Below are 25583 nucleotides of genomic sequence, written 5' to 3'. Positions count from 1 at the left end.
AGGAAATTTTCAGCTAACGGCAGCGCTCCCACCTGCGGATTCGCGCCGTCAGGCCGGTTGGGGGCGACTCACCGAGGTCCCGGCCGGTTTGGATTTTTTGCCGGTCGGGCACTTAGCGGTCACGACAGCAACCGCACAGAACGTGCGAAACCGCTTATTTGGAGGACCGATCGTGGAGTTCACCGTCTGGGGCATCATCACCGCGCTGATCGTCGGCCTGATCGTCGGCGCGCTGGCCCGGCTGGTCGTGCCGGGCCGTCAGAACATGCCGATCTGGCTGCACATGCTGATCGGCGTCGGCGCCGCGCTGCTGGGCACGATCGTCGCCCGGGCCTCCGGCTTCGCCGACACCGCCGGGATCGACTGGCGTGAGCTGCTGCTGCAGGTCCTCTTCGCCGCCATCGCCGTGGCCCTGGTGGCCGGCGTCGGCCGTCGGCGCGGCGTCACCCACCACTGATCGCGCATCACGCGCCTCGACGGGCGCCCGGCCGACCGGCCGGGCGCCCGTCGGCGTTTTCCGCATTGACCCCCGTCGGTCCGACTTGCGCAGGCGGGCCACGGTGGCCGAGCGTGGGACTTGAGCAAGAAATCCCAGCTCAGGGCCGGTTTGAACAATTCGTGATCGGAGCCGGTTTGGGATTTCGACCGGTCGGGAACTTAACGGTCACGACAGAAACCACACGGAATCGTGTGAACGGATCTGAAGGAGGAGGGCGACCATGGAGCTCACCGTCTGGGGAATCATCACGGCGCTGGTCGTTGGTCTGATCGTCGGCGCGCTGGGCCGGCTGGTCGTGCCGGGCCGGCAGAACATGCCGATGTGGCTGCACATGCTGATCGGCGTCGGCGCCGCGCTGCTGGGTACGATCGTCGCCCGGGCCTCCGGCTTCGCCGAGACCGCCGGGATCGACTGGCGTGAGCTGCTGCTGCAGGTGCTCTTCGCCGCCATCGCGGTGGCCCTGGTGGCCGGCGTCGGCCGTCGGCGCAGCGTCTCGCGCTACTGACCCCCGCACCTCGAGCCTCGACGGGCGCCCGGCCACCGGCCGGGCGCCCGTCCGCGTACCCCCGCTCTGACCTGCCCGGACGGCACCCCTGCCGGCCGGGCCTTCGGCTGCGATACCGTCGCCTCGGCCGCCCGCCGCGAACTCCCCCTGTTGTAAAGGAAATTTTCCTACTAAGGTGCGGCGGGGAAGGTTAGTGCCAAACGGCCCTGAGGGAGATATGGCGTGAACAGGTGGAAGCGGCTCGCTCCGGTCACCGCCATCGTGGCGTCGGCCGCGCTGGTGCTGACCGGATGCGGTGGCTCCGGCGACGACGACAAGGCCGCCGACAACAGCAAGCTGACGGTCTGGATGATGGGCGAGGGCGGCGACGCCCAGACCGCGTTCCTCGACACGGTCGAGGCGGAGTTCAAGAAGAAGCACCCCGAGACCGACGTCGTGGTGCAGTACATTCCCTGGCTCGAGGCGCCGAAGAAGTTCCAGGCCGCACTGGCCGGCGGGGAAGGCCCGGACGTCACCGAGCTGGGCAACACCGAGACCCAGGGCTGGGCGGCGCAGGAGGCCCTCGCCGACGTCACGGACAAGTTCAACGGCTGGTCCGAGGGCAAGGACATCCTGCCCGACCTGGTCAAGAACGCCCAGCTCGACGGCAAGCAGTACGGCGTGCCGTGGTACGCCGGCGTGCGCGCCGTCTACTACCGCACCGACTGGTTCGCCGAGGCCGGCGTGAAGCCGCCGACGAACTGGGACGAGATGGTCGCCGCCGCCAAGGCCGTCCAGGCCAAGAAACCCGGCACCTACGGCATCGCCCTGCCCGGCAACTCCGAGCTGCCGTTCTACTCCTTCCTCTGGGGCGCCGGCGGCGAGATCGCCACCAAGGACGGCGACAGCTGGAAGTCCGGCTACAACACGCCCGAGGCGCAGAAGGCGGTCAAGTTCTGGACCGACCTGGTGACCGTGCACAAGGTCGCCCCGCCCGCCGCGGCCGGCTGGAACGAGGTCGACGCCCGCACCCAGTTCGCCACCGGCAAGGCCGCCATGGCGTTCGCCGGCAGCTGGCAGGGCGGTGCGATGAAGAAGGACAACCCCGACATCGAGAAGGTCTGGGGCACGTTCCCGATCCCCGGTCCGGACGGCAAGCCCGCCCCGGCGTTCGCCGGTGGCTCCGACATCGCGGTCTGGAAGGACAGCGAGCGGCAGTCCCTGGCCTGGGACTACACGACCGTGCTGCTGAGCAAGCAGAAGGACCAGGAGTTCGCCTCCAGCCTCGGCTTCTTCCCGGTCTACAAGGACCTGGTCAGCAGCGGCAACTACGCCGACGACAAGGTGATGGCCGCGTTCGCCACCGCCATCCAGAACACCAAGCTGACCCCGCTCACCCCCAAGTGGGTCGAGGTCAGCCGCACCAAGACGGTGACCCAGGCGATGAACAGCTCGGTCATCAAGGGCCAGAAGACGGTCGAGAAGGCAACCGCCGACGCGGCCACCGAGATGGAAAGCATCCTCAACGCCACGTGAGCGTGCTGACGAAGAGCCCTGACGAGGCCGCCGCGCGGGAAACCCCCGCGCGGCGGCGCCGCAAGGTGGACCGCCTCCCGTACCTGCTGCTCCTGCCCTGCCTGGCGATAATCGCCGTGCTGCTGCTCTGGCCGCTCGGCCAGGTCGTGATGATGTCCTTCTACAAGCTGGACAGCGTCCGGCAGCTGCGCGGGGACCGCGAGTGGCCGTGGGTTGGCCTGGCCAACTACGCGCAGATCCTCGGCGACCCGTTCTTCCGTACGGTGCTGCGCAACACCGTGCTGTTCGCGGTCGCCAACGTGGCGCTCACCATGGTGCTCGGCACGCTTGTCGGTCTGCTGCTCAACCGGCTCGGCAAGAAGATGGCCACGTTCGTGGCGAGCTGCGTGATGCTGGCCTGGGCCACCCCGGCGCTCACCGGCACCATCGTCTGGAAGTGGATCTTCGACGATACGAGCGGCCTGGTCACCTGGCTGTTCAACAAGCTCCCCGACGGCCTCTCCACCGCCCTGTTCGGGCGTAGCGACTGGACCGGCTACGGCTGGTTCAACGACCCGCTGCTGTTCTTCGCCATCCTGACGCTTGTGGTGGTCTGGCACTCGTTCCCGTTCATCGCGGTGAGCGTGCTGGCCGGGCTCAAGAGCGTGCCGACCGAGTTGCAGGAGGCGGCCCGGGTCGACGGCGCCGGGCCGTGGCGGGTCTTCTGGTCGGTCACGTTCCCGATCCTGCGGCCGGTCTTCGGCATCCTCGTGGTGCTCTCCACGATCTGGGACTTCAAGGTCTTCACCCAGCAGTTCGTGCTGGCCGGCGGCACCCAGGACCGGTCGACGTTCATGCTGTCGATCTACTCGTACGCGGAGGCGTTCTCGCCGCCGCCCAAGTACGGCCTCGGTTCCGCGATCGCCGTCATCCTCACCGTCATCCTGCTCGTGGTGACCGCCCTGTACGTCCGCATGGTGCTCCGGCAGGAGGACGAGTCGTGAAGAAGCTCGCGCTCAACGGGGCCGGCCTGCTGGTCGCCCTCTTCGCCGCGTTCCCCGTCTACTGGATGATCGCGACGTCGCTGAAGCCCAACCGGGAGATCTTCTCCACCACGCCACGTCCGGTGCCGGCCGAGCCCACCCTGGAGCACTACCGGGAGATCCTCACCGGCAACCTGATCCCCGGCGTGACGTTCCTCGACTTCTTCCTCAACAGCGTGCTGGTCGCGGTGGCCACCGTGCTGCTGAGCGGGCTGGTCGCGCTGCTCGCCGCGACCGCGGTGGCCCGGTTCCGGTTCAAGCTGCGCACCAGCTTCCTGATCCTGCTCCTGGTGGTGCAGATGATCCCGCTGGAGGCGCTGGTCATCCCGCTGTTCCTGATGATCCAGCGGCTCGGCCTCTACAACACGCTGCCCAGCCTAATCCTCACCTACCTGGGCTTCTCGCTGCCGTTCGCGGTCTGGATGCTGCGCGGCTTCGTGGCGGCGGTGCCGAAGGAGTTGGAGGAGGCGGCCGCGATCGACGGGGCCAGCCGGGCCCAGACCTTCCGCAAGGTGCTCTTCCCGCTGGTCGCGCCCGGCCTGGTGGCCACCAGCATCTTCTCCTTCATCACCGCCTGGAACGAGCTGATCTTCGCGCTGACCTTCATCAACGACCAGCAGAAGTACACGCTGCCGGTGGCGATGACGTTCTTCTTCGGCCGGGACGACACCGCCTGGGGCTCGGTGATGGCCGCGTCCACCCTGTTCACCCTGCCGGTGATCGTGTTCTTCCTGCTGGTCCAGCGCCGGATGGTCTCCGGGCTGGTCGCGGGCGCGGTGAAGGGCTGAGAGCCACCTGGGCGGACGCTACTGCCGACGATCAGGTGTCGGCGAAGACCTCGGCCAGCACCTGCGTCGCCGGGTCGCCCTTCACCCGGGCCCAGGTGCCCTGCTCGGCCGTCCACTCCAGGCTGCCGAAGCGGACCCGCTTCACGCCGTGGTCGTCGGCGTGCGAGACCAGCCAGTGCGCGTACCGCCAGCCGTTGCGGTCGTCGCTGGCCGGCACCGTCAGCCCGGTCAGGTTCGACGCCGCGGTCAACCGGGGCAGCCCCCAGTCCAACGTCAGGCCCTCCAGCACCGCGCTGGCCGCGGCCGGCCCGCGCATGGTCGGCGTCGAACCGACCGTGCAGGCCACCGCGCCGGTCGCCTGGCCGAGCAGCGCGCGGCTGAGGACCTCCGACTCGTCCGCCCACTTCTCGTAGGCCTCGGGGTAGGCCGACCGCTGCACCCGCTGGGCGGCCTCGGTCACCCGCATCTCTTCCCAGCCCCGGACCTTCTTCAGCGCGGCGTAGAACTTCCTCGCCGCGTAGCGCGGGTCGCGGATCTCCTCCGGTGTGCCCCAGCCCTGGCTCGGGCGCTGCTGGAACAGGCCGAGCGAGTCCCGGTCGCCGTGGGCGATGTTGCGCAGGTGCGACTCCTGGTAGGCGGTGGCCAGCGCCACCACCACGGCCCGTTCGGGCATCCGGCGCTGCATGCCGATGGCCGCGATGGTGGCCGCGTTGGCCATCTGGTCGGCGCCGAGCACCACCTCGCCGTCGGCCTGCACGGTGCAGGTCCGGCTGGCCAGCGGCAGCCGCAGGTGGTGACCGAACTGCTTGGTCACGAACCAGACCGCGAGCAGAGCCAGTACGCACACCACCACACCAGATGCCACGATCGCCGCTCGCGTCCGCACCAGCACCCCCAGTCCCGACAGTCCGACCAGCGTACGTCGCCGGCGCCGCTTCCCGACTCGGCCGACCGGCCTGCTCGCCGCCGCGTCACCGCCCCGTGACGGGTCGCTGTCAAGAGGGGGCCCCGCCTGTGCCGGATGCGTTGACAGAGAGCCCCTCCTTCTATTCTCCGGCGGGCACCCAGGCGGCCGGGCGCTTCTCGCGGAACGCGAGCACCCCCTCCCGTCCCTCGTCGGAGAGGAAGTACCCGGTGGAGAGCGCCGCCAACTCGGCGATCTCCGCCCGCAGGTCGGCCGCGGACGGTCGCCGCAGCAGCTCCTTCGCCCCGGCCAGCGCCGTTGGCGCGCCCTTCACCAGCGAGGCGCAGTAGCGCCGCACGGCGGCGTCCAGCCCGTCCGCCGGCACCGCGGCGGTGACCAGGCCGATCTCGGCGGCCCGCCGCCCGTCGAACGTGTCGCCGGTCAGGTAGAGCTCGGCGGCGGCCCGAGGGCTCAGCCGGGGCAGCACGGTCGCCGAGATGACCGCCGGGATCACGCCGATCCGCACCTCGGTGAACGCGAACGTGGCCTCCTCGGCGCAGACCGCCAGGTCGGCGGCGGCGATCAGGCCCAGCCCGCCGGCCCGGGCCGGCCCGGCCACCTTCGCCAGCACCGGCTTCGGGCACTCCCGCACGGCGACCAGCACGTCGCCGAGCATCCCGGCCGGCACGGAACCGCTGGCGTACGCGGCGGCGGTCTCCTTCAGGTCGGCGCCGGAGCAGAACACCGGGCCGGTGTGGTCCAGCACGATCGCCCGGACCGTGTCGTCGGCGACCGCCGCGGCCAGCCCGACCAGCAGCTGGGTCATCAGCGGGGTGGAGAGCGCGTTGCGGTTGTGCGGGCTGTCCAGGGTGAGGGTGGTCACCCCACGGGCCGTGGCGACCCGCACGAGAGCGTCCGGAGAGGTCATGCCGGGCACACTAGTGGCCATGCCCGGCGTCCTTCCAGAAGGCGAACCCGTCCCGCGCGACGGGTCGCTGCCCGCTGCCGCCCGCCGCGCCGTCGGCGCCCGCGGCTTCGGGGTGTACGTGCACGTCCCGTTCTGCGCCAGCCGGTGCGGTTACTGCGACTTCAACACGTACACCGCCGCCGAGCTGGGCGGCGGGGCGAGCCGGGAGACGTACGCCGACAGCGTGCTGGCCGAGCTGGCGCTCGCCGCCCGGGTGCTGGGGGAGTCCCCACCGCCACGGGTGGACACCGTCTTCGTCGGCGGCGGGACCCCCACCCTGCTGCCCGCCGACGACCTGGCCCGGATCCTCGACGGCATCGACCGCACCTGGGGGCTGGCCGCCGACGCCGAGGTGACCACCGAGGCCAACCCCGAGACGGTCAGCCCGGAGTCGCTCAAGACCCTGCGGGCCGCCGGCTACACCCGGATCTCGCTGGGCATGCAGTCCGCGGCGCCCGGGGTGCTGGCGATCCTCGACCGGCAGCACAGCGCCGGCCGGGCCACCGCCGCCGCCCTGGAGGCCCGGGACGCCGGGTTCGACCACGTGAACCTGGACCTGATCTACGGCACCCCCGGGGAGACCGCCGGCGACTTCGCCGCCTCGCTGGCCCAGGTGGTCGAGGCGGGGGTGGACCACGTCAGCGCGTACGCCCTGATCGTGGAGGACGGCACCCGGCTGGCCGCGCGGATGCGCCGGGGCGAGCTGCCGTACCCCTCCGACGACGTGGCGGCGGACCGCTACCTGGCCGCGGAGGCGGCGCTGCACGCGGCCGGTTTCTCCTGGTACGAGGTGTCCAACTGGGCCCGCTCCGAGGCGGCGGCGTGCCGGCACAACCTGCTCTACTGGACCGGCGCCGACTGGTGGGGCCTGGGCCCGGGGGCGCACAGCCACGTCGGCGGGGTGCGCTGGTGGAACGTGAAGCACCCGGCGGCGTACGCGGAGCGGCTGGCCGCCGGCGCGTCGCCCGCGCTGGCCCGGGAGCGGCTCACCGGCGACGAGCAGCACATGGAGGACGTGATGCTGCGGCTGCGGCTCGCCTCCGGGCTGCCGCTCGACGTGCTGGACGAGACCGGCCGGGCCGGCGCCGAACGGGCCCGCGCGGGCGGGCTGCTCGACGCCGGGGCGTACGCCGAGGGTCGGGCCGTGCTCACGTTGCGCGGCCGGCTGCTGGCCGACGCGGTCGTGCGCGACCTGCTGCCCTGACCGGGTCCGGTCGGCCGAATGCCTCGGCCGACCGACCGGGTCACTTGGTGAAGCTGTAGCTCATCGGGTAGCGGTAGAGCACGCCGTCGTTGGCCTTGACCCCACCGATGATCCCGAAGATCAGCGGCACGAGCCAGACGAGCATCGGGACGAAGAACAGGACTCCGCAGGTGACGAAGGTGAGCACCCAGCTCAGCACACCGGCGACGGCCCAGGTGATCTGGAAGTTCAGCGCCGCCACGGCGTGGGCGCGGACGGTGGGCGACTGCTGCCCCCGGGTCATCAGCGCGATGAGCGGGGCGACCCAGCCGAGGAGGCCACCGCCGATGATCACGCCGGCGGCGCCGCCGAAGTGCGCGACCAGGGCCCAGGTCTTGTCGTCGTTGTTGGCGTAGGCGGCCGGGCCGTACGCGCCACCGGCGGGGTAGCCGGCACCGTAGCCCGGCACGCCGCCACCCGGCGGGGGATAGCCACCCGGCGGAGGGTAGCCACCCGGCGGGGGATAGCCACCCGGCGGAGGCTGGCCGCCCGGGGGCGGATAGCCACCGGGCGGGGGATAGCCGCCTCCGCCCGGCGCCCCGGACAGTGGTGCGGTGGGCGGTTCGTCGGTGGGCGACGAGCCGTAGGGGGCCGACGGTGGGGTCGGGTCGGGCTGGGGGTTGGGGTCCCCCGCTCCGGGCGGGCGAGGAGGTTCAGTCATGCACGTCACGGTAGGTCCCGGGGGCAAGCGACACCAGGGCTGTTCGGCCCCGGCACGGCGGACCGTCGCGTCGGGGCGGACCGGGGCCCGCCACTGATCATCGCGTCGGTGGGCGTGCCGACGTAGACTGGCACTCGCTACAGTCGAGTGCCAGCCGCCCGGCGGATGCCGCGCGTCGCCCGGCCGAGGTGCGTCAGGAGGTGGGGGAGATGGGTCTCGACGACCGCAAGCTCGCCGTGCTGCGCGCCATCGTCGAGGACTACGTCGCCACGCAGGAGCCGGTGGGCAGCAAGGCCCTGGTCGAACGGCACCAGCTCGGCGTCTCGCCGGCGACCGTGCGCAACGACATGGCGGTGCTGGAGGAGGAGGGCTACATCCGGCAGCCGCACACCAGCGCCGGCCGGGTGCCCACCGACCGCGGCTACCGCCTCTTCGTCGACCGGCTCTCCCGGGTCAAGCCGCTCAGCCCGGCCGAGCGCCGGGCGATCGAGCGTTTCCTGGTCGGCGCGGTCGACCTCGACGACGTGGTGCACCGCACGGTCCGGCTGCTGGCCCAGCTCACCCGGCAGGTCGCGGTGGTGCAATATCCCAGCCTGGCCCGGTCCAAGGTGCGCCACCTGGAGCTGGTGCCGATCTCCACCACCCGGCTGATGGTGGTCATGATCGCCGACACCGGGCGGGTCGAGCAGCGGCTGGTCGAGCTGCCCGCCCCGGTCCCCGCCGAGGACGTGACCGACCTGCGCCGGCTGGTCAACGAGAAGCTCGTCGGCAGCCAGCTCGTCGAGACGCCGCCGTTGGTGCAGGCGCTGGTCGAGGAGTCCGCGCCGCACCTGCGCCCGGCCATGACCACGCTCTCCACGGTGCTGCTGGAGACGCTCGTCGAACGACACGAGGAGCGGATCGCGCTGGCCGGCACGGCCAACCTCACCCGGGGCGGCCTGCTCGACTTCCAGGGCTCGCTGCGACCCATCCTCGAGGCGCTCGAGGAGGAGGTCGTGCTGCTCAAACTGATCGGCGAGACGGAACCGAGCAACACCACCCGGGTCCTCATCGGCGACGAGAACGAGATCGACAACCTGCGGGCCGCCTCGGTGGTCAGCACCGGCTACGGCCCGGGCGCCACCATCGTCGGTGGGCTCGGCGTGCTCGGGCCGACCCGGATGGACTACCCCGGCAATATCGCCATGGTGAGGGCCGTGGCACGCTACGTGGGCGAGCTGCTGGCCCAGAACTGACCAGTCAGGGCCGACGGCCGGCTGCGGCCGACGACCGGCGAGACGCGAGACGAACATGAGGACACCGAACCCAGTGGCCAGGGACTACTACGGCATTCTCGGCGTGAGCCGGGACGCCTCCGACGACGACATCAAGCGTGCCTACCGCAAGCTGGCGCGGCAGTACCACCCGGACGTCAATCCGGACCCGGAGGCACAGGAGAAGTTCAAGGACATCAACGCCGCGTACGAGGTCCTCTCGGATGATCGGAAGCGGCAGATCGTCGACCTGGGTGGCGACCCGCTCGCCCCGGGCGGCGGTGGCGCGGGCCCCGGTGGCCCGGGCGGGGCCGGCCCGTTCGTCGGCTTCCAGGACATCATGGACGCGTTCTTCGGCGGCGCGGCGGGCGGCAGCCGGGGTCCCCGGCCGCGCACCCGGCCGGGCGCCGACGCGATCCTGCGGCTGGAGTTGGACCTCAACGAGACCGCGTTCGGCGTCGAGGCGCCGATCACCGTCGACACCGCGGTGCTCTGCACCACCTGCTCCGGCGCCGGCACCGCCGCCGGCACCCACCTGGCCACCTGCGAGGCGTGCGGCGGCCGTGGCGAGGTGCAGTCGGTGCAGCGGACGTTCCTCGGCCAGGTCGTCTCCGCCCGGCCGTGCACCGTCTGCCAGGGCTACGGCACCACGATCCCGCACCCCTGCCCGACCTGCGCCGGCGACGGCCGGGTGCGGACCCGCCGCTCGCTGACCGTCAAGATCCCGGCCGGCGTCGAGGACGGCATGCGGATCCGGCTGGCCCAGCAGGGCGAGGTCGGCCCGGGCGGCGGCACCGCCGGCGACCTCTACGTCGAGATCCACGAGCGGACCCACGACGTCTACTCCCGCAAGGGCGACGACCTGCACTGCCGGGTGACCGTGCCGATGACCGCCGCGGCGCTCGGCACCCGGCTGACCATCAAGACGCTCGACAGCGAGGAGACCGTCGACGTCAAGGCCGGCACCCAGCCCGGCAGCACGCTGCGGCTGCGCGCCCGCGGCGTGCCGCACCTGCGCGGCACCGGCCGGGGCGACCTCTACGTCCACCTGGACGTGCGCACCCCGACCAAGCTCGACGCCGACCAGGAGCGGATGCTGCGCGACTTCGCCAAGACCCGGGGCGAGGAGGTCGCCGAGCTGACCAAACAGGGCGGCTTCTTCTCACGGATGCGCGACGCCTTCAACGGGCACGCCTGAGGTGTCGGCCCCGCTGTTCCTGGTCGAGGCGCTGCCCACCGGTGACACGGTGACGCTGGACGGCCCGGAGGGCCACCACGCGGCCACCGTGCAGCGGCTGCGCGTCGGCCAGGAGCTGCTGCTCGCCGACGGCCGGGGCGGCACCGCCGCCGCGCAGGTCACCGCCGTCGGCCGGGGCACCCTCGAGGCGCGGATCACCGCCCGGGGGTACGCCGACGCGTGCGTCCCCCGGCTGGTCGTGGTGCAGGGGATCGCCAAGGGCGACCGGGGTGAGCTGGCCGTGCAGGCGATGACCGAGGTCGGGGTGGACGAGATCGTGCCCTGGGCGGCGTCCCGCTCGGTGACCCAGTGGCGCGGCGACCGGGGCGTACGGGCCCGGGAGAAGTGGGCGACCACCGCCCGGGAGGCCGCCAAGCAGGCCCGCCGCCCGTGGCTGCCGGTGGTGGCCGGTTCCCCGGACGAGTCCACCGCCACGGTCACCCGGCGGATCGCCGGCGCCGCCGCCGGCTTCGTGCTGCACGAGGAGGCCGACGAGCGGCTGACCACGGCCGAGCTGCCGTCGACCGGCGAGATCGTCCTGGTGGTCGGCCCCGAGGGCGGCATCGCCGACCCGGAGCTGGCCGCGTTCGTCGACGCCGGGGCCCGTGCCGTCCGCCTGGGTCCGTCCGTGCTGCGCACCTCCACCGCCGGCGTCGCCGCCCTGGCGGTCCTCGCCACCCGCCTCGCCCGTTGGTAACCCCAACCCCCTGTTTCACGGAAGGAGCGGCCATCCCGCCGGGAATGGCCACTCCTTCCGTGAATCAGCGCACGGTGGGGGTGGGGGTCAGGTGCGCAGGTAGGAGGCGCCGTTCAGGTCGACGATGGTGCCGGCGGCCCACTCGGCCTCGGGGCTGGCCAGCCAGTGCACCGCCGCCGCGATCTCCTCCGGGCGGGCCACCCGACCGAACGGCGACTGCGCCCGTACCGCCTCGCCGCGCTCGTTCTTGAGGTGCTCGTTGGTCATGTCGGTCTCGACGAAGCCCGGGGCCACGCAGGCCACCCCGATGCCGTACGGCGCCAGGGCCACCGCGAGCGACTGCGCCATCGCGTTCATCCCCGCCTTGCTGGCCCCGTACGCCGGGTTGGCCGGCTCACCCCGGAACGCGCCCCGGGAGGAGACGTTGACGATCCGTCCGCCCCGTTCCCGCATGTGCTGGGCGGCGCACCAGGACGCGTTCGCGGCGCCGACCAGATTGGTGTCGAGCACCTCCCGCCAGCGTGCCCGCCACTGCTCGTAGCTGCTCCCGAAGACCGGGTGCGGCGGATCGGCCGGCCCGAACACGCCGGCGTTGTTGACCAGCACGTCGAGCCCGCCGAGCAGCCCGGCCGCGGAGTCCACCATGACCCGGACCGCGTCCGGGTCGGCGAGGTCGGCCCGGATCACCACGTGCCCGTCGCCGGGCAGCTCGGCGCGGAGCGCCTCGGCCAGCTCAGCGGAGTCCCGGTGATGGACCGCGACCCGGTCCCCGCCGGCCGCGAACGCCCGCGCCACCGCCCGCCCGATGCCCCGCGAGGCCCCCGTCACCAGCACCGCCCGTCCCGCCATGCCGGCCATCCTGCCGTACGTTCCCTACACTGCTGCGATGGGAGTCGACTGCCTGTTCTGCCGGATCGTCGCCGGGGAGATCCCGGCCACCATCGTCCGCGAGACCGCCACCACCCTCGCCTTCCGGGACATCGACCCGAAGGCGCCCACCCACGTGCTGGTGATCCCGAAGGAGCACTACGTGGACGTGGCCACCCTGGCGCAGGGCGACCAGGCGCTCGCCGGCGAGCTGCTCAACACCGCCGCGCTGGTGGCCGAGGAGGAGGGCCTGACGGTGGACGGGTTCCGGCTCATGTTCAACACCGGCCCGTACGGCGGCCAGGAGGTCTTCCACGTGCACGCCCACCTGCTCGGCGGGGCGCCGCTGGGCCCGATGCTCTGCCGCTGACCGGTGACCACGATCTCCGACCGGCTCGACCGGATGGTGCGGCGGGCCCAGGCGAAGGGGCGGATCCCCGCCGTCTCGGCGGCCCTGCACCGGGCCGACCGGCCGCTCTGGACCAGCGCGGTCGGCGGCACCGGCAACGACACGGCGCTCGGCCCGGAGACGGTCCTCCGGATCGGCTCGGTCACCAAGACCTTCACCGCGGTGCTTGTCATGCAGTGCCGCGACGACGGCCTGCTCGACCTGGACGACTCGGTCGGGCGGCACCTCGACCTGCCCGCGCACGGCGAGCTGACCGTGCGCCGGCTGCTCTCGCACACCGCCGGCCTGCAACGCGAGCCGCACGGCGACGTGTGGGACAGCCTGCGCGCCCCGGCCGTCGACGACCTGCTGGCCGACCTGGCCCGGGCGGAGCGGGTGCTGCCCACCGGCCGCCGCTTCCACTACTCCAACCTCGGCATGGCACTCCTCGGCGAGCTGGTCGCCCGGCGGCGCGGTGGCACCTGGGCCGAGGTGCTCGCCGACCGGGTGCTCGCGCCGCTCGGGCTGACCGCCACCGCCACCGGGCCGGGGGAGCGGGCGGCCACCGGGCACCTGGTCGACGCCTACTCCGACGAGGCGCACCCGGAGCCGCCCACCGACTTCGGCGCGGTGGGGCCGGCCGCCCAGCTCTGGAGCACCGCGCCGGACATGGCCCGCTGGGCGGCCTTCCTGGCCGACCCGGCCGCGCTCGACCCGGCCGGCACGGTGCTCGCCCCGGCCACCGTCGACGAGATGCGCTGGCCGCTCACCACGACCGACGAGTCGCTCTGGGCGGCGAGCTTCGGCCTCGGGCTGATCCTGGTGCCGCAGCCGGACCGGGTGATCCACGTGGGGCACGACGGCGCGATGCCCGGCTTCCTGGCGGCCGTCTACGGCCGGCGTGGCGGGGAGGGCACGGCCGGCGCCATGGGATGCGCGGTGCTCGGCTCGTCCGGCACCGGGGTGGAGGTGTTCGACCTGGCGCACGGGCTGCTGGCCGCCGCCGCCGAGCACGACCCGGCCGAGATCGAGCCGTGGCGTCCCGGCCGGCCCGCGCCCGCGCACCTGCGCGGCATGCTGGGCCGCTGGTGGGGCGAGGGTTTCGAGTACGTCTTCGGCTGGCACGACGGGGCGCTGCGGGCCCGGGGCGCGGACGACCCGGCCGGGAAGCCGCCGGCGGTGTTCGCGCCGCTGCCGGAGCGCCCGGACGTGTTCCGCACGGTCTCCGGCCGGGAGGCGGGCGAGTTGCTCCGGCTCACCCGGGACGAGCGCGGCGTGGTGGTCCGGATGCACTGGGCGACCTACCGCTTCACCCGGCGGCAGGAGACGTTCGACGGCTACGACTTCCGGGCCGGCGGCTGACCGCCGAGCACCGGAAATGGGCACGGTGCGCGCGGTGTCGACCCGATACGATGGGAGCTACGTCCGCCGCGCCAGCAGGGCCCGGCGCCGAGATCGGAGAGCAGGTGGCGCAGGGCCCTACGGCCCGACCTATGACCGGCACCCCACCTCCCGGCCCGCCCCGGGCGCAGACCAGGATCACGGTCTCCGACCCGAAGATCATGGTGAACCTGCTCGGCGCGGGCGACGAGATCCTGCGTCTCGTCGAACGTTCGGTCACCAGCGACGTCCACGTGCGCGGCAACGAGATCACCATCACCGGTGCGCCCGCCGACAACGCGCTCGCCGAGCGTCTCTTCAGTGAGCTCCTCGAGTTGATCGAGAAAGGCGAGACCCTGACCACAGACGCCGTCCGGCGTACCGTCGGCATGCTCGAGCAGGGCAGCGCAGAGCGGCCCGCCGAGGTCCTGACGCTCAACATCCTCTCCCGGCGCGGGCGCACCATCCGTCCCAAGACGCTCGGCCAGAAGCGCTACGTCGACGCGATCGACTCGCACACCATCGTCTTCGGCATCGGCCCGGCCGGCACCGGCAAGACCTACCTGGCCATGGCGAAGGCGGTCCAGGCGCTCCAGGCCAAGCAGGTCAACCGGATCATCCTGACCCGGCCGGCGGTCGAGGCGGGCGAGCGGTTGGGCTTCCTGCCCGGCACCCTGAACGAGAAGATCGACCCCTACCTGCGTCCGCTCTACGACGCGCTGCACGACATGCTCGACCCGGAGTCCATCCCGAAGCTGATGGCCGCCGGCACCATCGAGGTCGCGCCGCTGGCATATATGCGCGGAAGGACCCTTAATGACGCTTTCATCATTCTCGACGAGGCGCAGAACACCACGCCCGAGCAGATGAAGATGTTCCTCACCCGGCTCGGCTTCAACTCGAAGATCGTGGTCACCGGCGACATCACCCAGGTGGACCTTCCCGGCGGGACGAGCAGCGGCCTGCGGGTGGTCCGGGAGATCCTGGACAGCGTCGAGGACGTGCACTTCGCCCAGCTCTCCAGCTCCGACGTGGTCCGCCACAAGCTGGTGGGCGAGATCGTCGACGCGTACGCCCGCTGGGACGCCGAGCGGGAGAACCAGCAGGCGCAGAGCGTGCACGCCGTGCCGGGGCGGACCGCCCAGGGCGGCCGCGCCGGCCGGCGCCGCTAACCCATCAGAGGAAGACAGTTGTCCATCGAGATCGCCAACGAGTCGGGTGTCGAGGTCGACACCGACGCCGTGCTCGCCGTCGCCCGGCACGCGCTCGACGAGATGGGGGTCAACCCCCTCGCCGAGCTGTCCGTGCTGCTTGTCGACATCGAATACATGTCGGAGCTGAACCACCGCTGGATGGGCGGGGAGGGCCCGACCGACGTGCTCGCCTTCCCCATGGACGAGGGCAGCGTCGACCACGGGCCGGGGGAGAGCGCCCCGGCCGGCGGCGAGCCGGCCCTGCTCGGCGACATCGTGCTCTGCCCGGAGGTGGCGGCCAAGCAGGCGACCACCGCCGGGCACTCCGCCGCCGACGAGCTGCACCTGCTCACCGTGCACGGCGTGCTGCACCTGCTCGGTTACGACCACGCCGAGCCCGAGGAGGAGCGGGAGATGTTCGGTCTCCAGGCCCGGCTGCTGGCCAGCTGGCGGTCGACCCGGTCGCGGTGATGGTTCCGCTTGCGGTAGCCGGCGCCCCGGCCGGTCTGCCCGATCTCCAGCTCCTGTTCTTCGGGGCCGGGCTGGTGGTGCTCGCCGGCCTGATCGCGATGACCGAGGCGGCGCTGGCCGCGGTCTCCCCGGCGCGTGCCGCCGAGTCGGCCCGTGACGGGGCGCGCGGCGCGCGCGCCCTCCAGGCGGTCGCCGGTGACGTGGTCCGCCACCTCAATTTGCTGCTCCTGCTCCGGCTGCTGGCCGAGCTGACCGCGACCACGCTTGTCGCGCTGGTGGCGGTCGACACGTTCGGCGCCGGCTGGCGGGCGGCGCTGGTGACCGCCGGGGCGATGACGGTGGTGAGCTTCGTGGTGGTCGGTGTCGCGCCGCGCACCCTGGGCCGGCAGCACGCGTACGCGGTCGGCCGGGCGGTCGCGCCGCTGGTGCGTTGGCTGGGCCGGGCGCTCAACCCGCTGGCCTCGCTGCTGATCCTGATCGGCAATGCGGTCACGCCGGGCAAGGGTTTCCGCGAGGGGCCGTTCGCCACCCAGGTGGAGCTGCGTGAGCTGGTCGACCTGGCCGAGCAGCGGGGCGTGGTGGAGCACGGCGAACGCCAGATGATCCACTCGGTCTTCGCGCTCGGCGACACCATCGCCCGGGAGGTGATGGTGCCGCGGACGGAGATGGTGTGGATAGAGGAGCGCAAGACGCTGGCCCAGGCGCTGGCGCTCTTCCTGCGCTCCGGGTTCTCCCGCATCCCGGTGATCGGCGAGAACGTCGACGACGTGCTCGGGGTGCTCTACCTCAAGGACCTGATCCGGCGCACCCAGGGCGACCGGGGGGCGCGGGAGATGCCGGTGGCGGAGCTGATGCGCCAGGCGACGTTCGTGCCGGAGTCCAAGCCGGTGGACGATCTGCTCTCCGAGATGCAGGCGGCCCGCAACCACCTGGTCATCGTGGTCGACGAGTACGGCGGCACGGGCGGGCTGGTCACCATCGAGGACATCCTGGAGGAGATCGTCGGTGAGATCACCGACGAGTACGATGTCGAACGCCCACCGGTGGAGCACCTGCCGGACGGGGCCGTGCGGGTGACCGCCCGGCTGCCGGTGGAGAATCTGGGCGAGCTGTTCGACACCGAGCTGCCCACCGACGAGGTGGAGACGGTCGGTGGCCTGCTCGCCCAGGCGCTCGGCCGGGTGCCCATCCCGGGCTCCGGGGCCGAGGTGGCCGGCCTGAGTCTGGTCGCCGAGGGCACCACCGGCCGCCGCAACCGGATCGACACCGTCCTGGTGAGCCGGGCCGGGCCGGGTTCCGCGCCGGAGGGCGTGGGGCCGGCCGAGTCCCGTGGCAACCCCAACCGTTCCGAGGAGAGGCAACCCGCCGATGCCTGAGTCAGCCGCCGTGCCGGCCGCACTGCCCACCCCCGCCGATCCGGCCGAGCTGAGCGCCGAGGACGGCAAGCTGGTCGTGCTGGCCCGTGGGGCGCGGGGTCGGGTGGGGGCCGTGGAGGGCGCGGCGGTCCGCGACCAGGACGGCCGGACGTACGCGGCGGCCAGCGTCGCGCTGCCGTCGCTGACCCTCACCGCGCTCCAGTTGGCGGTCGCCTCGGCGGTGGCCGCCGGCGCGAGCCGGTTGGAGGCCGCGGTGGTGGTGACGGAGGCGTCGACGCTGGACGGCGCCGGGCACGCCGCGGTGCGCGACCTGTCCGCCGACGCGCCGATCCACGTGGCCGCGCCGGACGGCGCCGTCCTCGGCACGGTGGTCGAGTGACCCCGCCCGAGCCGCGTCCCTACCGGGCCGGTTTCGCCTGTTTCGTCGGCCGGCCGAACGCCGGCAAGTCGACGCTGACCAACACCATCGTCGGCACCAAGATCGCGATCACGTCGAGCAAGCCGCAGACCACCCGGCACATCATCCGGGCGGTGCTGCACCGGCCGGAGTCGCAGCTCGTGCTGGTCGACACGCCCGGCCTGCACCGTCCCCGCACCCTGCTCGGCGAGCGCCTCAACGACCTGGTCCGGGAGACCTGGAGCGAGGTCGACGTGATCGGGCTCTGCGTCCCGGCGAACGAGCCGATCGGCCGGGGTGACCGGTTCATCAGCGGCGAGCTGTCCAGCCTGAAGGCCACCGTGCTGGCCGTGGTCACCAAGACCGACCTGGTGGACAAGAAGCGACTGGCCGAGCAGTTGCTCGCGGTGAGCGAGCTGGCCGAGTTCGCGGCCGTGGTGCCGGTGAGCGCCGTCTCCGGTCACCAGGTCGACACGCTCGTCGACGTGATGACCGGCTACCTGCCGGAGTCGCCGCAGCTCTACCCGGACGACATGCTCACCGACGACCCGGAGCAGGTGCTGGTCGCGGAGCTGGTCCGGGAGGCGGCGCTGGAGGGGGTCCGGGACGAACTGCCCCATTCCATCGCGGTGGTGGTGGAGGAGATGATCGCGGAGGGCAACCTCACGAAGATCTACGCGGATCTCTACGTGGAGCGGTCGAGCCAGAAGGCGATCGTGATCGGTCACCGCGGCAGTCGGCTCAAGCACGTGGGGAGCACCGCGCGCCGGCAGATCGAGGAGCTGCTGGGCACCCGGGTCTACCTGGACCTGCACGTCCGGGTGGCGAAGGACTGGCAACGCGATCCGAAGCAGCTGCGCAAGCTCGGCTTCTGAGGCCACGCCGGCCTCGCGCCGGCGCCGGTGGTCGGGTTCAGCCAGGCCTATGGGACATCTCACGTTGACCGGACGTCCTTACACGTTTCACAGCTCGCCGGAGCAGGGTAGGAGCCAGTGTCTCTGCCCCCGGACCCTGCTGCGAGCTGATGCGGAACCGCTACCTCGACCTGCTTCGCTTCCTGGCCATCCTGCGCGTCGTCACCTACCACGTCACCGGCTACGCCTCGCTCACGTTGGTGTTCCCGGCGATGGCGGTGATGTTCGCGTTGGCCGGGTCGCTGATGGCCGCGTCGCTGGATCGCACCGGAATGCCCGCGATCGGGCGCCGGCTGCGGCGCCTGCTGCCCTCGCTCTGGGTGCTCGCCGCGGTCTTCGTGCCGGCGATGCTGCTCACCGGGCTGCCGTTCAGCCCGAAGGTGCTGCTCTGGCTCCTCCCGATCGGTGACCCGCCGGCCAACTACTGGGGCGGGCTGGCGCTCAGCCCGATCTGGTACCTGCGGGACTACCTGTGGTTCGTGCTCGCCTCGCCGCTGGCGCTCTGGCTGTTCCGCCGGGCGCCGCTGCCCACGCTGGCCGCCCCGTACGCGCTGCTCGCCGCGATCGAGTTCGGCATCCTGCTGGACCCGCCGACCGTGCTGCGCGAGTTCGGTCTCTATTTCGGCGCCTGGCTGCTCGGTTTCGCCCACCACGACGGCCTGCTGCGGAGGATGCGCACCCGGGTGCTCCTGCCGCTCGCCGCCGCGGTGGGCACGGCCGGACTCGCCTGGATCGTCACCCACCCCGGCCCGCGGGGCTACGACATCAACGACATCCCGCTCGGCAACGCGCTCTGGGCGACGGCGTTCATCCTGGTGGCGATCGGTCGGGCGCCGACCGGCGCGGCCTGGGTCGACCGCGTACCGGTGCTCGGCCGGGCGGTGACCGTGGTGAACCGGCGGGCGCTGACCATCTACCTGTGGCACATGCCGTTCGTGGTGGCGCTCACCCCGCTGGTGGGCCTGGTGGGCTGGTCGCCCACCGACCCGGTCGGCCTGTGGCTGCGGGTGGGTCTGGTCTTCGCGCTGGTCGGGGTGGTGACGTTGCTGGTCGGCTGGGTCGAGGACGTGGCCGCTCGGCGTACCCCGGAACTGGTGCCGGGCAAGCCTCGGCGGTCCGTGGCCGACCGGGCGGCCGACGCCCCGGCCAGCCCGGCCCCGGCGGGCGCGGCGGGCGGGCTGGTCGGCGCCGGGGCCCGGGTGCCGGCGCCGCGCCGGCGCCCCGAGCCGTCCGCCGACCGTGCCGCCCAGCCGGACCGCGCCCCCGAGTGAGCCGGCGGCCCGCTCAGCGGCCGGTGACGGTGACGTTGCCGCTGGTGGCGGAGACGTCGAGCAGCAGGGACGCGCCCGGGTCGTTCGTCACCTGCACGTCGGTGTCGCCGGACCGGGCGTCGGCCCGCACCCGGTAGCGGCCCGCCGGTACGGCCAGATCGACGTTCCCGCTGGTGGCGTGCAGTCGGGCCGGGGCCGGCTGGTCAAGCTCGACGTTCAGGTTGCCCGAGGTGGCCTCCGCGTCGACCGCGGAGGCGAGCCGCCGCGCCTCGATGTCGCCGGACTTGGCCCGCAGCCGGACCGGCCCGCTCGCCTCGACCAGCCGGATGTTGCCCGACGTGGTGGCGGCGCGCACCTCGCCGCTCGCCCCGCTGATGGTGAGGTCGCCGGAGCTGAGCGTGAACTCCACGGCACCGACGTCGGTGAGGTCGACGTTGCCGGAGCCGGTGCCGCCGCGGACCGCGACGCCCTTCGGCGCGGTCACCTCCCAGGAGATGCTGCACCGGTGGCCGCAGTCGGTGGGCAGCACCAACTCGTCGCCCTTGAGTTCGTAGCGGCTGTCCGGCTCGCCGCCCTGGTAACGAACCACCCGCTTGATCTTCACCTGGTCGGCGGGACCGTTGGCCCGGACCACCACGTCGCCCGATCCGCCGCCGTCCACGGTGATCCTGGCGACCTTCGCGCGTTCGGTCTGGTCGTAGTCGAGTCGGCGGAACGACAGGGTGTCACACCCGGCGAGCACCATGAGCGTGACGGCGGCGGTCGCGGCCACCACGCTGCGCGCCCGGTGAGCGAGGTGCGGCCGGCGACCCGTTCGGAGCGAAGCCATGGTCAGAACCCTAGGGCCGGCCGGTGGCCGGCACATCCGGGATCGGCCGCCGGCGCACCCCGAGCCGACCCTGAGATCGCACCCCGAGAGAGAATGGACCGATGGCCGGGTACCGCCGACAGCTCTACCGCGACGACGCGGTGGTGCTGCGCGTGCAGAAGCTGGGCGAGTCCGACCGGATCATCACCCTGTTCACCCGCCGGCACGGCCGGCTGCGGGCGGTGGCCCGGGGCGTGCGGCGCACCACCAGCAGGTTCGGCGCCCGGCTGGAGCCGTTCGGGCACGTCGACCTCCAGCTCGCCGGTGACCCCAAGGGCAACCAGGGCAGCTCCCTGCACACCGTCAGCCAGGTCGAGGCGATCGAGCTGTACGGCAAGCGGTTCCTCGGCGACTACCCCCGCTACACGGCGGCCAGCGCGATCGCCGAGACCGCCGAGCGGCTGACCCCGGTCGAGCGGGAGCCGTCGCTGCGGCTGTTCCAGCTCACCCTCGGCGCGATGAGGTCGCTGGCCCGCGGCGATCACGCCACCACGCTGGTGCTCGACGCCTACCTGCTGCGCGGCATGTCGTTCGCCGGCTGGGCGCCGGCGCTGACCGCCTGCGCGGTCTGCGGCGAGCCGGGTGGGCACCGCGCGTTCTCGGTGCCGGCCGGCGGCGCCGTCTGCCCGGACTGCCGGCCCCCCGGCGCGGCCCACCCGGCACCGGCCACGCTCACGCTGATGTCCGCGCTGACCACCGGCGACTGGGCGTACGCCGACGCCGCCGAGGCCGCCGTACGCCGGGAGTGCAGCGGCCTGGTCGCGGCGCACCTCCAGTGGCATCTGGAGCGCGCGCTACGCTCGCTGCCGCTGGTCGACCGGGGTGTCCCGGCGCCCGGCGCGGTCCCGCCGCCCGGCGGCGCGGGACCGGGTGTGGTCCCGCCGCGCGCCGGCGGGCCGGCCGCCGCTGGTGTCAACAGGGAGATGACCGAGTGATCCGATCGACGAGGACGACCCGCCGCGAGCCGTCGCCGCCGACCCCGCACCCGTCCGGCGCCCGGCCGCCGGCGCTTCCGGCCGCCGCGCTGCCCCGGCACATCGCGATCGTGATGGACGGCAACGGCCGTTGGGCCAAGGAGCGCGGGCTGCCCCGCACCAAGGGGCACGAGCAGGGCGAGCACAGCCTGTTCGACGCCGTCGAGGGCGCGATCGAGCTGGGCGTGCCCTACCTGTCGGCGTACGCCTTCTCCACCGAGAACTGGCGACGCTCGCCGGACGAGGTCCGTTTCCTGATGGGCTTCAACCGCGACGTCATCCGCCGCCGCCGCGACCAGCTCGTCGACCTGGGCGTACGGGTGGTCTGGTCTGGTCGGGCCGGGCGGCTGTGGAAGAGCGTCATCGCCGAGCTGCAGACCGCCGAGGAGATGTCCCGTGACAACTCGACGTTGACGCTGCAGTTCTGCGTCAACTACGGCGGCCAGGCGGAGATCGCCGACGCCGCCGCGGCGATCGCCCGTGACGTCGCCGCCGGCAGGCTGCATCCGGACAAGGTCACCGAGAAGACGGTGGCGCGCTACCTCTACCACCCCGAGGTGCCCGAGGTCGACCTGTTCCTGCGCCCCTCCGGCGAGCAGCGCATCTCCAACTTCCTGCTCTGGCAGTCCGCGTACGCGGAACTGGTCTACCTGGACACGCTCTGGCCCGACTTCGACCGCCGCCACCTCTGGTACGCCTGCGAGCTGTACGCCCAGCGGGACCGCCGCTTCGGCGGCGCGCTGCCCAACCCGGTGGCCCCGGGAGTCTGAGGTCACGCTTACCGACGCGGCACGCTGGGTATCGGTAGGGACAACAGCAAACGCGGAGGTGAACCACATGATTCAGAAGCGGATCGGGCAGTGGGCGGTCATGGCGGTCGCCGTGCCGCTGGCGGCGGCCGGCGCGCGCCGGCTCAGCCACTCGCTGGAGGCCCGTCGCGGGCCGACCGGGGTGAGCCGCCTGCTGACCAAGGGTGCCGACCTCATCCGGCCGCAGAAGGCCAAGCGGCGTCGGTTCTTCTGACCTGCGGACGGCAGCGGCCGTCCACCGAACGCCCCGCCATCCGGCTTTCCGGCCGGATCGCGGGGCGTTCCGCTCTACCATCGGCGCAGGCGCGCCGCCGGGACGCGCCGCCACGGGGGTGGAAGATGCGCGATCTCCGGTACGAGATGACGGCCGCCCTGGCCGCCGCCGACCTGGTGGAGCCGACCCGCCGGGAGGCGGTCGCCGAGCTGTGCGCCGGGGTGGCCGAGCGGCACTGCGCCGACCTCGGGCACACCCCGACGGTCCGCTCCGGCGAGATCGGCGAGCTGGCCGCCGGCGAACCGGCCGCCGGCTGGGCCCCCGACCCGCCCGAGCGGGCGTGGTGAGGCTCAGCCCTCCACTTCGGAGCGGTCGCCCGCCCACAGGGTGTGGAACGAGCCGTCCCGGTCCACCCGGTGGTAGGTGTGCGCGCCGAAGTTGTCCCGCAGCCCCTGGATCAGCGCGGCCGGCAGCCGCTCGGCGCGCAGCGCGTCGAAGTAGGCCAGCGACGACGCGAAGGCCGGGGTCGGCACGCCCGCCCGGGCCGCGTCGGCCACCACCCGCCGCCAGGCCGGGACGCCGGCGCTGACCCGGTCGGCGAACCATGGCGCGACCAGCAGCGTCGCCAGCTCCGGCTCGGCGTCGTACGCCTCCCGGATCCGGTCCAGGAAGCGGGCCCGGATGATGCAGCCACCCCGCCAGATGGTGGCCGTGCCGCCCAGGTCGATGTTCCAGTCGTACTCCCGGCTGCCGGCGCGGATGTGGTCGAAGCCCTGCGCGTACGCAACGATCTTGCTGGCCAGCAGCGCGCGGCGCACGTCCTCGACGAACGTGTCCCGGTCCTCCACCTGCCACTTCTCGCCGGCGTCGGGGAACACCCGGCGGGCGGCCTCGCGCTGGTCGGCGTGGCCGGACAGCGACCGGGCGAAGGTGGCCTCGGCGATGCCGGTGATCGGGATGCCCAGGTCCAGCGCGCTCTGCACGGTCCAGCGGCCGGTGCCCTTCTGCTCGGCCTGGTCGAGGACCACGTCCACGAACGCCCGGCCGGTCGCCGCGTCGGTGTGGCCGAGCACGTCGGCGGTGATCTCGATGAGGAACGACTCCAGCTCGCCGCCGTTCCACTCCCGGAAGATCTCCGCGATCTCCGCCGGGCTCGCGGACAGGCCGGCCCGCAGCAGGTCGTACGCCTCGGCGATGAGCTGCATGTCGGCGTACTCGATGCCGTTGTGCACCATCTTCACGAAGTGGCCCGCGCCGTCCGGCCCGACGTGCCGGCAGCACGGCTGGCCCTCGACCCGCGCGGCGATCTTCTCGAAGATCGGCCCGAGCTTCTGGTAGGACTCCGCCGAGCCGCCCGGCATGATGCTCGGGCCGCGAAGCGCGCCCTCCTCGCCGCCGGAGACGCCGGTGCCGACGAAGTGCAGCCCGTGCGAACGCAGCGCCTCCTCCCGGCGGCGGGTGTCGGCGAAGTGCGCGTTGCCGCAGTCGACGACGATGTCCCCCTCCTCCAGCAGCGGGATCAGCTCGTCGATCACGGCGTCGGTGGGCGCGCCGGCCTTGACCATCACGATCACCGCGCGCGGCCGCTCCAGCGAGCCGACGAAGTCGGCCAGCGACTCGGACGGCACGAAGGTGCCCTCGTCGCCGTGCTCGGCGACCAGGCTGCGGGTACGGGCAGGCGTTCGGTTGTGCACCGCCACGGAGAAGCCGTTGCGGGCCAGGTTCCGGGCCAGGTTGCGACCCATCACCGCCAGACCGGTGACCCCGATCTGCGCCGTCGCCTGTTCTGCCATGCGAACCGCCACCTCTCGTCCTCGCTGCGTCCTGTGACCGTATCGCGATCGCCTGGGGAGGTGGACCGGGGGTGGACGGTCGGTGAAGGGTCGGTAGCGGTCGGTCCTGGTCCGGCGTGGCTTTTTCTCGGCTCGCCCGATCCGACTCTTGTCGAGATTCGAGAATATGACTACATTGACAGAAACCTTCTTTGCAAGAGTTCGGTCAAAATGGCTGGGCGGGGAGGGTGAAAATCGGGGGTGATCGCCATCCGTGCTCATCTGAAAAAATTCGTGCGCACCGCTCTGGTGTTAGGACTCGCCGTCGGCGGGCTGGCGTTGACGCCGGGATCGCCGGCCTCGGCCGCCTCGGCCGACTGCGTCGCCAGAAAAGACGTGAAAGCCGTCGACTGGGCGCCGGACCCGGTCCGGGTCATCGCCAGGTGCTCCCATATCGCGGGCGGCACGGAGGCCCGGGGCTTCCTCGACATGCTGGCTTGCTGCGACAAGGAGACATCCTGGTTCACCACAAAGAACAAGGACTATTACAGCGATTATGCGACCGGCAACTTCGAGCGGGTAGGAATCAATCTTCGCGATATCTGATCCCGCATAAATGAACGCGATAAGGGGTGGCGCTGGTCGCCACCCCTTATCGCGTTCACGGCATCGCCGGCGAGGTCACTCAAAGATGGGGGTGATGGCGGTGCGATCGGATATCTCCCGGACGATGCGCGGATCCACGGACGCGGGATCACACACGAGCAGATCCTCCGGTGCGTGCACGGCCGCGCTGCTCTCGGGATGCCAAACGAGCACGCCGCCGACCGGTAGGAAATCGACGACCTGGCCGTAGGGGTGCCGAGTCGCCTCGCGGGGGTCGGTCGGGGCGGGCAGCCGAACGATCATTCCCGGTCGCAGCCACGGTGGCCGGTCCACCAGAAGCGAGACGTCCACCGGGTCGGCGCCGAAGAGGTGAGCGGCGGCGTCCCGCGCCATCCGGCCGAGATCCGCCGTGTGCCGGGTGGATCCTGCTTCGACCGGGCCGCTCGGCCCGGCGAGCACCAGGCGCATCGAGCGGTCCGGGTTGAAATGAACGTGCCCGGTGATGCTGCGCGACACCGCTCGCCCCCTCGTTCGTGGATGCGGGCGTGGGGGGGGGGGGGGGGGGGGGGGGGGGGGGGGGGGCCGGCGGGGGGGGGGGGGGGGGGGGGGGGGGGGGGGGGGGGGGGGGGGGGGGGGGGGGGCGCGGGGGGCGGGGCCCCGCCCCCCCCCCCGCGGCCCCCGGGGGGGCCCCGGCCCCCGGGCGGGGCCCCCGTCCGCGTACCCCCGCTCTGACCTGCCCGGACGGCACCCCTGCCGGCCGGGCCTTCGGCTGCGATACCGTCGCCTCGGCCG

General features: G+C 72.6%; 29 protein-coding genes. 22 read left to right on the top strand and 7 right to left on the bottom strand.

The window, feature by feature from the left end; translation table 11 throughout:
- Positions 1-172: 172 nt before the first annotated feature.
- The 5 genes from ACGFI2_RS27740 (at position 173) to ACGFI2_RS27720 (ending at position 4329) form a co-directional block, all read left to right on the top strand.
- Complete coding sequence (locus ACGFI2_RS27740; RefSeq protein WP_393522284.1) at positions 173-457, top strand: GlsB/YeaQ/YmgE family stress response membrane protein; 285 nt, start codon at positions 173-175, stop codon at positions 455-457.
- 262 nt (positions 458-719) lie between these two features.
- Positions 720-1004, top strand: a complete 285-nt coding sequence (locus ACGFI2_RS27735; RefSeq protein ID WP_393522281.1) for a GlsB/YeaQ/YmgE family stress response membrane protein — start codon at positions 720-722, stop codon at positions 1002-1004.
- A 222-nt stretch (positions 1005-1226) separates the two neighbouring features.
- Positions 1227-2519, top strand: a complete 1293-nt coding sequence (locus ACGFI2_RS27730) for a sugar ABC transporter substrate-binding protein (RefSeq protein WP_393522278.1) — start codon at positions 1227-1229, stop codon at positions 2517-2519.
- Positions 2516-3502 carry a carbohydrate ABC transporter permease gene (locus ACGFI2_RS27725; RefSeq protein WP_393522275.1) on the top strand — a complete coding sequence of 329 codons (987 nt, stop codon included), beginning with the start codon at positions 2516-2518 and terminating at the stop codon, positions 3500-3502. Before ACGFI2_RS27730 ends, ACGFI2_RS27725 begins: the two co-directional genes overlap by 4 nt.
- The gene (locus tag ACGFI2_RS27720; protein ID WP_393522271.1) at positions 3499-4329 is read left to right on the top strand and encodes a carbohydrate ABC transporter permease; all 831 of its coding nucleotides are present in this window, start codon (positions 3499-3501) and stop codon (positions 4327-4329) included. Before ACGFI2_RS27725 ends, ACGFI2_RS27720 begins: the two co-directional genes overlap by 4 nt.
- Before the next feature lie 31 nt (positions 4330-4360).
- Here the strand turns inward: ACGFI2_RS27720 and ACGFI2_RS27715 are convergent, their stop codons facing one another.
- Positions 4361-5215 carry a hypothetical protein gene (locus ACGFI2_RS27715; RefSeq protein WP_393522269.1) on the bottom strand — a complete coding sequence of 285 codons (855 nt, stop codon included), beginning with the start codon at positions 5213-5215 and terminating at the stop codon, positions 4361-4363.
- A 160-nt stretch (positions 5216-5375) separates the two neighbouring features.
- A complete protein-coding gene (locus ACGFI2_RS27710; RefSeq protein ID WP_393522266.1) occupies positions 5376-6161 on the bottom strand; it encodes an enoyl-CoA hydratase-related protein in 786 nt (261 codons plus the stop codon).
- A 19-nt stretch (positions 6162-6180) separates the two neighbouring features.
- Here ACGFI2_RS27710 and hemW point away from each other — a divergent pair, with 19 nt between their 5' ends.
- Positions 6181-7404, top strand: coding sequence for a radical SAM family heme chaperone HemW (hemW, locus tag ACGFI2_RS27705; RefSeq protein WP_393522263.1), 1224 nt, complete (start codon positions 6181-6183; stop codon positions 7402-7404).
- Positions 7405-7444: 40 nt separating this feature from the next.
- Here the strand turns inward: hemW and ACGFI2_RS27700 are convergent, their stop codons facing one another.
- The gene (locus ACGFI2_RS27700; protein ID WP_393522260.1) at positions 7445-7852 is read right to left on the bottom strand and encodes a DUF4870 domain-containing protein; all 408 of its coding nucleotides are present in this window, start codon (positions 7850-7852) and stop codon (positions 7445-7447) included.
- A 461-nt stretch (positions 7853-8313) separates the two neighbouring features.
- Between ACGFI2_RS27700 and hrcA the strand changes: the two genes are divergently transcribed.
- The 3 genes from hrcA to ACGFI2_RS27685 all read left to right on the top strand — a co-directional run bounded on the left by hrcA (position 8314) and on the right by ACGFI2_RS27685 (position 11291).
- Entirely contained in the window at positions 8314-9339 is a 1026-nt protein-coding gene (gene hrcA, locus ACGFI2_RS27695) for a heat-inducible transcriptional repressor HrcA (RefSeq protein ID WP_393522259.1), read from the top strand.
- A gap of 73 nt (positions 9340-9412) precedes the next feature.
- On the top strand, positions 9413-10555 hold the full coding sequence (gene dnaJ, locus ACGFI2_RS27690) for a molecular chaperone DnaJ (RefSeq protein WP_358038249.1): 1143 nt from the start codon (positions 9413-9415) through the stop codon (positions 10553-10555).
- A 1-nt stretch (position 10556) separates the two neighbouring features.
- Positions 10557-11291 carry a 16S rRNA (uracil(1498)-N(3))-methyltransferase gene (locus ACGFI2_RS27685; protein WP_393522255.1) on the top strand — a complete coding sequence of 245 codons (735 nt, stop codon included), beginning with the start codon at positions 10557-10559 and terminating at the stop codon, positions 11289-11291.
- Positions 11292-11378: 87 nt separating this feature from the next.
- On the opposite strand, the gene ACGFI2_RS27680 is transcribed toward ACGFI2_RS27685, so the two are convergent.
- Positions 11379-12140, bottom strand: a complete 762-nt coding sequence (locus tag ACGFI2_RS27680; RefSeq protein ID WP_393522252.1) for an SDR family NAD(P)-dependent oxidoreductase — start codon at positions 12138-12140, stop codon at positions 11379-11381.
- A 37-nt stretch (positions 12141-12177) separates the two neighbouring features.
- Between ACGFI2_RS27680 and ACGFI2_RS27675 the strand changes: the two genes are divergently transcribed.
- From ACGFI2_RS27675 to ACGFI2_RS27640, 8 genes are all read left to right on the top strand, one after another.
- Positions 12178-12528, top strand: coding sequence for a histidine triad nucleotide-binding protein (locus ACGFI2_RS27675; protein ID WP_393522249.1), 351 nt, complete (start codon positions 12178-12180; stop codon positions 12526-12528).
- A gap of 3 nt (positions 12529-12531) precedes the next feature.
- Positions 12532-13908 carry a serine hydrolase domain-containing protein gene (locus ACGFI2_RS27670; protein WP_393522246.1) on the top strand — a complete coding sequence of 459 codons (1377 nt, stop codon included), beginning with the start codon at positions 12532-12534 and terminating at the stop codon, positions 13906-13908.
- 131 nt (positions 13909-14039) lie between these two features.
- A complete protein-coding gene (locus ACGFI2_RS27665) occupies positions 14040-15098 on the top strand; it encodes a PhoH family protein (RefSeq protein ID WP_393522244.1) in 1059 nt (352 codons plus the stop codon).
- Positions 15099-15116: 18 nt separating this feature from the next.
- Complete coding sequence (ybeY, locus tag ACGFI2_RS27660) at positions 15117-15590, top strand: rRNA maturation RNase YbeY (RefSeq protein WP_393522242.1); 474 nt, start codon at positions 15117-15119, stop codon at positions 15588-15590.
- Positions 15566-16966 carry a hemolysin family protein gene (locus ACGFI2_RS27655; protein WP_393522406.1) on the top strand — a complete coding sequence of 467 codons (1401 nt, stop codon included), beginning with the start codon at positions 15566-15568 and terminating at the stop codon, positions 16964-16966. The genes ybeY and ACGFI2_RS27655 overlap by 25 nt, the downstream gene beginning before the upstream one ends.
- Entirely contained in the window at positions 16959-17345 is a 387-nt protein-coding gene (locus ACGFI2_RS27650) for a cytidine deaminase (RefSeq protein WP_091071324.1), read from the top strand. Before ACGFI2_RS27655 ends, ACGFI2_RS27650 begins: the two co-directional genes overlap by 8 nt.
- The gene (gene era / locus ACGFI2_RS27645) at positions 17342-18238 is read left to right on the top strand and encodes a GTPase Era (protein WP_393522239.1); all 897 of its coding nucleotides are present in this window, start codon (positions 17342-17344) and stop codon (positions 18236-18238) included. The genes ACGFI2_RS27650 and era overlap by 4 nt, the downstream gene beginning before the upstream one ends.
- A gap of 149 nt (positions 18239-18387) precedes the next feature.
- Complete coding sequence (locus ACGFI2_RS27640; RefSeq protein ID WP_393522236.1) at positions 18388-19548, top strand: acyltransferase; 1161 nt, start codon at positions 18388-18390, stop codon at positions 19546-19548.
- A gap of 13 nt (positions 19549-19561) precedes the next feature.
- Here ACGFI2_RS27640 and ACGFI2_RS27635 read toward each other — a convergent pair whose 3' ends face one another.
- Positions 19562-20377 (bottom strand): DUF4097 domain-containing protein, encoded by an 816-nt coding sequence (locus ACGFI2_RS27635; protein ID WP_393522233.1) that lies wholly within the window; start codon positions 20375-20377, stop codon positions 19562-19564.
- A 101-nt stretch (positions 20378-20478) separates the two neighbouring features.
- On the opposite strand from ACGFI2_RS27635, the gene recO reads away from it, so the two are divergent.
- The 4 genes from recO (at position 20479) to ACGFI2_RS27615 (ending at position 22760) form a co-directional block, all read left to right on the top strand.
- Positions 20479-21351, top strand: a complete 873-nt coding sequence (recO, locus tag ACGFI2_RS27630; RefSeq protein ID WP_393522231.1) for a DNA repair protein RecO — start codon at positions 20479-20481, stop codon at positions 21349-21351.
- Positions 21348-22160, top strand: a complete 813-nt coding sequence (locus tag ACGFI2_RS27625) for an isoprenyl transferase (protein ID WP_393522228.1) — start codon at positions 21348-21350, stop codon at positions 22158-22160. Before recO ends, ACGFI2_RS27625 begins: the two co-directional genes overlap by 4 nt.
- Positions 22161-22227: 67 nt before the next feature.
- Complete coding sequence (locus ACGFI2_RS27620) at positions 22228-22413, top strand: hypothetical protein (RefSeq protein ID WP_393522225.1); 186 nt, start codon at positions 22228-22230, stop codon at positions 22411-22413.
- A 125-nt stretch (positions 22414-22538) separates the two neighbouring features.
- Positions 22539-22760 (top strand): thioredoxin reductase, encoded by a 222-nt coding sequence (locus ACGFI2_RS27615; RefSeq protein ID WP_393522223.1) that lies wholly within the window; start codon positions 22539-22541, stop codon positions 22758-22760.
- A 3-nt stretch (positions 22761-22763) separates the two neighbouring features.
- Here the strand turns inward: ACGFI2_RS27615 and gndA are convergent, their stop codons facing one another.
- The gene (gndA, locus tag ACGFI2_RS27610) at positions 22764-24206 is read right to left on the bottom strand and encodes an NADP-dependent phosphogluconate dehydrogenase (RefSeq protein ID WP_393522220.1); all 1443 of its coding nucleotides are present in this window, start codon (positions 24204-24206) and stop codon (positions 22764-22766) included.
- 240 nt (positions 24207-24446) lie between these two features.
- Between gndA and ACGFI2_RS27605 the strand changes: the two genes are divergently transcribed.
- Complete coding sequence (locus tag ACGFI2_RS27605; protein ID WP_393522218.1) at positions 24447-24791, top strand: hypothetical protein; 345 nt, start codon at positions 24447-24449, stop codon at positions 24789-24791.
- Between the two features lie 75 nt (positions 24792-24866).
- Here ACGFI2_RS27605 and ACGFI2_RS27600 read toward each other — a convergent pair whose 3' ends face one another.
- Positions 24867-25307, bottom strand: a complete 441-nt coding sequence (locus ACGFI2_RS27600) for a hypothetical protein (RefSeq protein WP_393522215.1) — start codon at positions 25305-25307, stop codon at positions 24867-24869.
- Between the last annotated feature and the right edge of the window lie 276 nt (positions 25308-25583).

Origin of the sequence: Micromonospora sp. NPDC049282 (assembly GCF_043197045.1) — a bacterium.
GTDB lineage: Bacteria > Actinomycetota > Actinomycetes > Mycobacteriales > Micromonosporaceae > Micromonospora.
This window is presented reverse-complemented; position numbering and strand designations above follow the sequence as displayed.